Annotated in this window: 4 protein-coding genes, 1 tRNA gene and 1 pseudogene; 3 read left to right on the top strand and 3 right to left on the bottom strand. The window is 62.3% G+C overall.

Going from position 1 to position 8,212, the window contains the following annotated elements; genetic code table 11:
• Positions 1-110 precede the first annotated feature (110 nt).
• A pseudogene (locus HKD31_RS16185) lies at positions 111-257 on the bottom strand (SOS response-associated peptidase); the annotation flags it as partial.
• Between the two features lie 12 nt (positions 258-269).
• Positions 270-2,372, bottom strand: coding sequence for an ATP-dependent helicase (locus HKD31_RS15480; RefSeq protein ID WP_051671984.1), 2,103 nt, complete (start codon positions 2,370-2,372; stop codon positions 270-272).
• 156 nt (positions 2,373-2,528) lie between these two features.
• On the opposite strand from HKD31_RS15480, the gene HKD31_RS15475 reads away from it, so the two are divergent.
• Genes HKD31_RS15475 through HKD31_RS15465 form a run of 3 tightly spaced genes read left to right on the top strand, consistent with a single transcriptional unit; the run spans position 2,529 to position 7,931 of the window.
• Positions 2,529-3,323: an ImuA family protein gene (locus HKD31_RS15475; RefSeq protein ID WP_034927520.1), complete on the top strand. Its 795-nt coding sequence runs from the start codon at positions 2,529-2,531 to the stop codon at positions 3,321-3,323.
• Positions 3,208-4,761: a DNA polymerase Y family protein gene (locus HKD31_RS15470; protein WP_228120942.1), complete on the top strand. Its 1,554-nt coding sequence runs from the start codon at positions 3,208-3,210 to the stop codon at positions 4,759-4,761. Before HKD31_RS15475 ends, HKD31_RS15470 begins: the two co-directional genes overlap by 116 nt.
• Positions 4,758-7,931, top strand: coding sequence for an error-prone DNA polymerase (locus tag HKD31_RS15465; protein ID WP_034927523.1), 3,174 nt, complete (start codon positions 4,758-4,760; stop codon positions 7,929-7,931). Before HKD31_RS15470 ends, HKD31_RS15465 begins: the two co-directional genes overlap by 4 nt.
• A gap of 170 nt (positions 7,932-8,101) precedes the next feature.
• Here the strand turns inward: HKD31_RS15465 and HKD31_RS15460 are convergent.
• A tRNA-Met gene (locus HKD31_RS15460) sits at positions 8,102-8,178 on the bottom strand.
• Positions 8,179-8,212: the final 34 nt, after the last annotated feature.

Raw genomic sequence — 8,212 nt, 5'->3', positions numbered from 1 at the left:
AATGTGCCGCGTGATCGTCATGGGGGCATGCCCCCATGACGATCACGCACAGTCCTCAAACTGGGGAATTTTCAACCAGCACATTTGGGGAGATTACAACCAGCACTCACACCATTGTCTCCATTCCGCACAACCGGTGCCATCGTGTTCGGGTAAATCTCGGGCAATGGCTGGAGATTCCCCGTGCGATCCTCGAGGACTTTTGCAACGTCCTTGATCGCCTGTGGGTTGGAAGTCATGGAATAGAGATTGCACATCCGCCTGTCCCCTTACGACCACATGCCGCGCAGGCGGGCGGCCATGTCGATCCGCACCGAATTCACCGCCTCCTGCCGGGCCTGCTCTTCCGGCTTCACGACGGGCCACGACACAGCCTCGAACAAGGGCAGCATGTCCCGGTCGATGAAACGGGTGCGTGAGGCATAGACATGCCGGTCGCCCCGGCTGTGCTGGCCATGCACATAGAAACGCTGCGGCACCATGATATCGAGACTGTCCTTCGCCCGCGTCATGGCGACATACAGCAGCCGGCGCTCCTCCTCGATGTCATCCTGCTCGCCTGTCGCCAGATCGGACGGAATGCAGCCATCCACCACATTCATCACGAAGACATTCTTCCATTCCTGCCCCTTGGCGGAATGGATCGTCGAGAGGATCAGGTAATCCTCATCCAGCAGCGGCACGCCAGCCTGGTCGGACGTGGCATCCGGCGGGTCCAGCGTCAGTTCGGTCAGGAACTTCTCGCGTGACGGATAGCCGCCGGCGATCTGCTCCAGCTGCACCAGATCGGCCAGACGGGTGGAAGCGTCCTCATGTAGACGCTCCAGATGCGGTTCATACCAGTAGCGCACAGCCGCGATCTCGCCCGGCCAGCCGACCTGATGGCCGCCAAGAGCGGTCAGCAGATTCACAAACCCCGTCCAGGCCTCGCCACTGCGCGGTGGTGCTTTCACGTCCCGCAGCGCATCGAAGGGATGGGCATTCTCGCCCATTGTATCCAGCACGCGCCGGGCTGAGGTCGGCCCCACGCCCGGCAGAAGCTGCAGAATCCGGAAGCCCGCAATGCGGTCGCGCGGGTTCTGGGCAAAGCGCAGCAGGGCCAGCACATCCTTGACATGGGCGCTGTCGAGAAACTTCAGGCCGCCAAACTTCACGAACGGGATGTTGCGCCTTGTCAGTTCCACCTCCAGCGTGCCGCTATGGTGCGAAGCCCGGAACAGCACCGCCTGCTGCTTCATCCGTGTGCCGGCCTCACGCTCTTCCAGCACCCGATCCGCGATGTAATTGGCCTGCGCCGTGTCGTCCTGGATGGTGACCAGTCGTGGCTTTTCCTCCGACGCCCGTTCGGTCCACAGATCCTTGGTGAACCGCTCGGCTGCTTCCCCGATCACGGCGTTGGCGGCATCCAGAATGGGTTTCGTGGAACGATAGTTCCGGTCCAGCGTCACGACGCATGCTGGAGGATCGAAAGACGCCGGAAAATCGAGAATGTTGCGCACGGTCGCGGCCCGGAAAGCATAGATCGACTGCGCGTCGTCGCCCACCACCGTAAGGCCGCGTCCATCCGGCTTCATGCCCAGCAGGTTCTCCGCCTGCAGCCGGTTGGTGTCCTGATACTCGTCAACCAGCACATGATCCCATTTGCCGCCGATATCGGCGGCCAGTACCGGATCGCTGACCATCTGCGCCCAGCACAGCAGCAGGTCGTCATAATCCAGCACGCCCTGTTCCTGTTTCGCCGTGACATAGCCTGCAAACAGCTGTTTGAGCTGGGCTTCCCAGCCCGCGCACCACGGATAGTGCTTAAGCAATACATCGGCGAGCGGTGCGCCGGAATTCACCACGCGGGAATAGATGGCAAGACACGTACCCTTGCCGGGGAACCGCTTCTCGGTTTTCGAAAACCCCAGATCATGGCGGATCAGATTCATCAGGTCAGCAGAATCTTCCCGATCATGGATCGAAAACGCCGGGTCCATGCCAATCTGCTGGGCATACTCCCGCAGCAGCCGCGCACCGATGGAGTGGAACGTCCCGGCCCAGGCCAACGCGTCAGCCAGAGGTCCGGCTTTGCCGCCGAGCACCGTTTTGCAAATGCGCTCTACCCGTCGCGTCATCTCTACACTGGCCCGCCGCGAGAAGGTCAGCAGCAGGATGCGGCGCGGATCGGCGCCTGAGGCGATCAGATGCGCGACCCGATGGGCCAGTGTGTTGGTCTTGCCCGATCCGGCGCCAGCAATGACCAGCAGAGGGGATGAATCCGCCCCGCCCGGCGAGACTCCGGTCCCGTGCGTGACGGCCTGCCGCTGCGCGTCATTCAGACGGGACAGATAATCGTCGCTGCCCGAAGCGGGAGAAAGTTCTGGATTCAATTCCTTAGCGCACTTTCATCAACGATACTGATCCAACATCGGATACCAGCATGCCGGATACGGAGCGAATTTGCATTGACTTGCGTAGCATGATTAGAACAAATCAGGAACATATAATCATGAAATACGCCTGCACAAGGACCGTCGAGCCGTGACATGACTGCTGAAATCCATAAAAAACCCGGTCTGGAGACGCTGCGGGCCGCAATCAGCCGTCTCGAAGGGCACAGCGACCGACGCCGCACGGTGCTGCCTTTTGGCGTGCGCGAGATCGACAGCCGCCTGCCCGGTGGCGGGCTGGCGCTCGGTGCCCTTCATGAAGTGGCCGGCGGTGGGAATGACGCCTTGCACAGTGCCGCCGCCGGTCAGTTCTGCGCCGGGATTGCGGCTCGCACACGTGGCAAGGTGCTCTGGATCGTCACCCGCCAGGATGTGTTCGCCCCCTCCCTGAAACAGGTCGGGCTTTCTGCTCGGCGGACCATTTTTGTCGAGGCCAGTTCGGATGTCGATGTGCTGGCCTGCTTCGAGGAAGGGCTGCGGCATGGTGGCCTGGGGGCCGTGGTCGCCGAGGTGGCGCGTCTGTCCATGACCGCCTCACGTCGCCTGCAACTGGCGGCCGAGACATCCGGCTCTCTGGGCATCGCGATACGCCGCTGGCGACGACAGACTGATGCGGCGGATTTCGGCCAGCCGACTGCCAGTGTGACCCGATGGCGGGTGTCCGTCCTGCCATCCGTGCCGTTGCCGGTGCCCGGTGTGGGACGGCCCCGCTGGCTGCTGGAACTGATCCGTGCCCGGGCGGGTGAATGTGCCGATTTTGAAGTGGAGGCCTGTGATGCCAAAGGAAGGCTCGCCCCCTGTATCCCGGTCGCGGATCGTCTCGCTTTACCTGCCACTCTGGGCGACCGACCGGATCAGGAAACGACTTGGACCAGACGCGCCCGCGCCTGAAACGCCGCTGGCGCTGGCCGGGCGCGAAGGACGGCGACGGATTGTCTTGTCGGTCGATCTCGCCGCCCGGAAGCTGGGGCTGCGCCCCGGCACGCCGGTCGCCAAGGCTCAGGCGCTCTATCCCGATCTGGTGCTGATGGACGCCGATCCCGAGGACGACCGACTGGGTCTGGAAAAGCTGGCGCTATGGTTCCAGCACAGGATCGCGCCCATCGTGGCCGTCGATGCGCCGGACGGCCTGGTTCTGGACACGACCGGGGCGGATCACCTGCATGGCGGTGAACTTCCCATGCTCAAGGACATGGTTCATCGCATGGCGGGCGCCGGGTTCCGGGCAAAGGCCGTGGTGGCGGAGACGTGGGGCGCTGCGCACGCCATCGCCCGCTATGGCCGGGTACCGATTGCCGTTGTGCAGGCCGGTGATGCGTCAAAGGCACTGGCCGATCTTCCCCTTGAGGCGCTGCGCCTGCCCCCCACCATTATCGAAGGTCTGGCCACGCTGGGTGTGTCGCGCATCGGACCACTGGCCGCCATGCCACGGGCACCCCTAGCGCTGCGGTTCGGTCCTGATATCGCCCGCAGGCTGGATCAGGCCTTTGGACGCATCGGGGAAGCCATCCTTCCGGTCCGTCCCGTCGATCCAGTCGAGGTCAGCCGGAACTTTGCCGAACCCATCGGCGCTGCTGAGACCATCGCGCGCTATATCGGCAAGCTGGTGCCGCTGCTCTGCCAGGGGCTGGACGAACGTGGACAGGGCGTGCGCCGCCTCGACCTGCTGCTGCATCGCGTGGACAGTCGCACCGAAGCGATCCGTGTGGCGACCGCCATGCCCGTACGGGACGTGAAACGTCTGACGCGGCTGCTGTGCGAGAAAATTGAAACGATCAATCCGGGCTTCGGCATCGAGCGCATGGTGCTGATCGCGTCACAGGCGGAACCCATGGACCGGCGGCAGACGGTCTCCTCCCTGATTGCCGAGGAAGAGACCGATGTGTCTGATCTGGTCGACACACTGGCCAACCGTGTGGGTATGCAGGCGCTCTATCGGTTTGCCCCGGTGGAAAGTGATCTGCCCGAACGCTCCTTCTGCCGCGTGCCCGCTCTGGCCCCCGAGGAGACGAAGGACTGGCCGGATCACTGGCCGCGTCCGACGCGCCTGCTCGCACGACCTGAGCCGGTGCAGGCCATGGCGGAACTGCCGGACCAGCCGCCGCTGTTCTTCATCTGGCGAGGGGTGCGGCGGAAAGTGAAATGCGCTGACGGCCCGGAGCGGGTCTTTGGTGAATGGTGGAAGAATGATGCTGAACTGACCATCGACCGGGATTACTTCCGGGTGGAGGACACGTCTGGAGAGCGCTTCTGGCTCTACCGGGCGGGTGATGGCGAGCATGGCGAGACCGGCTCGCAGGGCTGGTTCTTGCACGGAATCTTCGGATGACCATATCCGCACCGCGTTATACCGAACTACAGGTCACGACCTATTTCTCGTTCCTGCGCGGGGCATCCTCCCCGATCGAACTGTTCGAACAGGCCAAGGCACTTGGTATGGAGGCGCTCGGTATCTGCGACCGCAATTCTCTGGCCGGCATGGTACAGGCGCATGTGGCGGCGAAACAGGCGGGGCTCCGGCTTGTCGTGGGATGCCGTCTCGATCTGGCGGATTTTCCGCCCGTGTTGGTCTACCCGACGGACCGGGCCGCCTATGGCCGGTTGTGTCGTCTGCTCACCATCGGTAAGGCGCGCGCTGGCAAAGGGAAATGCCATCTGCTCTGGGAGGATCTCGTCACCTGGGGTGAAGGCCTGATCGTTGTCCTGATCCCCGACACGGCGGATGATGCCTGCGGTCTGCATCTGCGCAAGCTGAAGGACGCCTTTGCTGACCGTGCCTATATGGCGCTCACCCTGCTACGCCGTCCCAATGACCCGATGCGGCTGTATGAGCTTGCCAACCTGGCGCATCAGGCACGGGTGCCAACCGTTGTGACCAATGACGTGCTGTTCCATACCCACGACCGGCGCATCCTTCAGGATGTCGTCACCTGCATCCGGCATAACACCACCATCGACGAGGCCGGGTTCGTCCGCGAGCGTCACGCGGACCGCTATCTCAAACCGCCACAGGAAATGGCCCGGCTGTTCAGCCGTTACCCTGAAGCCGCCGCCCGCACCATGGATATCGTGGAGCGCTGCCGCTTCTCGCTCGATGATCTGGCCTACCAGTATCCTGATGAAGTCTCCGTACCTGGCCAGACACCCCAGCAGGCGCTGGAGGCGCTGACCTGGGAGGGCGCCCGTTCCGTCTATCCGGATGGCGTACCGGATGACGTGGCGGAAACGCTCCGCCATGAACTCGGCCTGATCGGGCGCATGGCCTACGCGCCCTATTTCCTGACCGTGAACAGCATTGTCCGCTATGCCCGCTCTCAGGATATTCTCTGTCAGGGACGCGGCTCGGCGGCCAATTCTGCCGTCTGCTACGTGCTCGGCATCACAGCCATCGACCCCGCCCGTAATTCGCTGCTGTTCGAGCGCTTCGTCTCCGAAGAGCGGGGCGAGCCGCCGGACATCGACGTGGATTTCGAGCATGCACGGCGCGAGCAGGTCATCCAGTGGGTGTATGAGCATTACGGACGTGACCGCGCGGCCCTGACAGCCGTGGTGATCCGCTATCGCGCCAAAGGGGCTTTGCGGGATGTTGGCAAGGTCATGGGCCTGCCGGAAGACCTGATCCGCACGCTCTCGGGCCAGACTCATGGTTGGGGCCACAGGCTGGACGATGACGCCCTGACTGATAGTGGCATTGATCTGTCAGACCGCCGTATCCGCCTGACGCTTGATCTGGCCCGCTGCCTGATCGGCGTACCCCGTCATCTGTCACAGCATCCCGGGGGATTTGTGCTGACGCATGACCGGCTGGATGAGCTTGTGCCCATTGAGCCTGCGTCGATGGAGCAGCGCCAGATCATCGAATGGGACAAGGATGATATCGACGTCCTGAAATTCATGAAGGTCGATATTCTGGCCCTTGGCATGCTGACCTGCATGAAGAAAGGTCTGGACCTGCTGGCGGCGCACAAAGGCCAACACTTTACGCTCCAGGCCCTCCCGGCCGAGGATCCGCGCACCTACGCCATGATCCGCAAGGCCGACACGATCGGCGTGTTCCAAATTGAATCCCGCGCGCAGATGTCCATGCTGCCGCGCCTGAAGCCGCGTGTGTTCTATGATCTCGTCATTGAGGTCGCGATCGTGCGTCCCGGCCCTATACAGGAGGATATGGTCCATCCCTATCTCCGCAGGCGCGAAGGGATCGAACCGGAAAACTATCCGACACCTGAACTGGAAAAGGTTCTGAAAAAGACGCTCGGTATCCCGTTGTTTCAGGAACAGGCGATGCAGGTCGCCATGATCTGTGCAGGGTTTACCGCCGCCGAGGCCGATCAGTTGCGTCGCGCGATGGCGACTTTCAAGAATACCGGTACCGTCTCGCAGTTTCAGACACGCCTGATCGAAGGCATGCGCGCCAATGGGTATGATGAGGAATTCGCCGAGCGGATCTATCAGCAACTGGAAGGCTTCGGTTCTTACGGATTTCCCGAGAGCCACGCGGCCAGTTTCGCCATTCTGGCCTACTCGTCGTCATGGATGAAATGCACCCATCCGGATGTGTTTCTGACCTCACTCCTGAACAGCCAGCCGATGGGGTTCTATGCGCCGGCACAACTGGTCCGCGATGCGCGGGAACACGGCGTGGAGGTCAGGCCTGTCTGCGTGAATGCTTCACGCTGGGACAGCACACTGGAAGGGCCGGAAACACCGGAGGGTCGCTTCGCCGTGCGGCTGGGCATCAGTCTGGTCAAGGGCCTGGCCAATGACGATGCGGCCCGGATTGTTGCCGCACGAGCCTCCCGTCCCTTTACATCCATTGATGATCTGTGGCGTCGGGCTGGCGTGAAGTCGGCAGCCCTGACCCATCTGGCCGAAGCGGACGCGTTCCGCCCTTCGCTCGGGCTGACACGGCGCGAGGCGCTCTGGGCGATCAAAGCTCTGCGCGATGAACCCCTGCCCCTGTTTGCGGCTGCGGAAGTAACGCGTGAAGCGGAGGAGCCGGATGTGTTGCTGCAGCCCATGCGGGATGGCGCCGAGGTAGTGCGGGACTATAACCGGCTTGGCCTGACCCTGCGGGACCATCCCCTCGCATTTCTTCGCAGGGATCTGCGAGAACGGGACATCGTCACCTGTCGGCAGGCGCTGGCGGCAAAGGATGGGAAGCGTCTCACCGTGGCAGGGCTGGTGCTGGTTCGGCAGCGACCAGGGTCTGCCGAAGGCGTGGTGTTCATGACGCTGGAGGACGAGACAGCCAACATGAACGTCATCATCTGGCCGGATATGTTCGATGCAAACCGGCGCGTGGTGCTTGGTGGGCAGATGCTGGCGGTGACGGGCATGCTCCAGAAGGAAGGTGACGTCGTGCATCTGGTAGCAAAAGAGATCACCGACCTTTCCGGGTTGCTCGCAGACATCGGTAATCGCTCCTCTGCTGAGAGCACCCATGACAGCGATTCCGCCGGTGAGCGCATCGTCGTCAGATCGCGTAATTTCCACTGATCGATAAGGCTGCCGACAAAGATCACGCCATCGTGAAACGCCCCGATTTCAGTCCTATCTACGCTGGAGTTTCACTCCCATTTGCATCCTATACGCATCCTGCGCGCGGAGCAGAAACGCAAAAGGCCGCCCATGAGGCGGCCTAAGTATTTGATATTAAACGGGATTCATGGTTGCGGGGGCAGGATTTGAACCTGCGGCCTTCAGGTTATGAGCCTGACGAGCTACCGGGCTGCTCCACCCCGCGGTGGTGTGTGATGATGTTGGGGATTTTTGTGGTG

The organism is Gluconobacter potus (assembly GCF_015244705.1).
Classification (GTDB): Bacteria; Pseudomonadota; Alphaproteobacteria; order Acetobacterales; family Acetobacteraceae; genus Gluconobacter; species Gluconobacter potus.
The sequence above is the reverse complement of the archived record's forward strand: the minus strand, read 5'-3'. Positions and strand labels throughout refer to the sequence as shown.

Bases quoted from the DNA above. Each gene is read 5' to 3' on its own strand.
- HKD31_RS15475 (WP_034927520.1), top strand. From the start codon at position 2,529: ATGACTGCTGAAATCCATAAAAAACCCGGTCTGGAGACGCTGCGGGCC.
- HKD31_RS15465 (WP_034927523.1), top strand. From the start codon at position 4,758: ATGACCATATCCGCACCGCGTTATACCGAACTACAGGTCACGACCTAT.
- HKD31_RS15470 (WP_228120942.1), top strand. From the start codon at position 3,208: ATGCCAAAGGAAGGCTCGCCCCCTGTATCCCGGTCGCGGATCGTCTCG.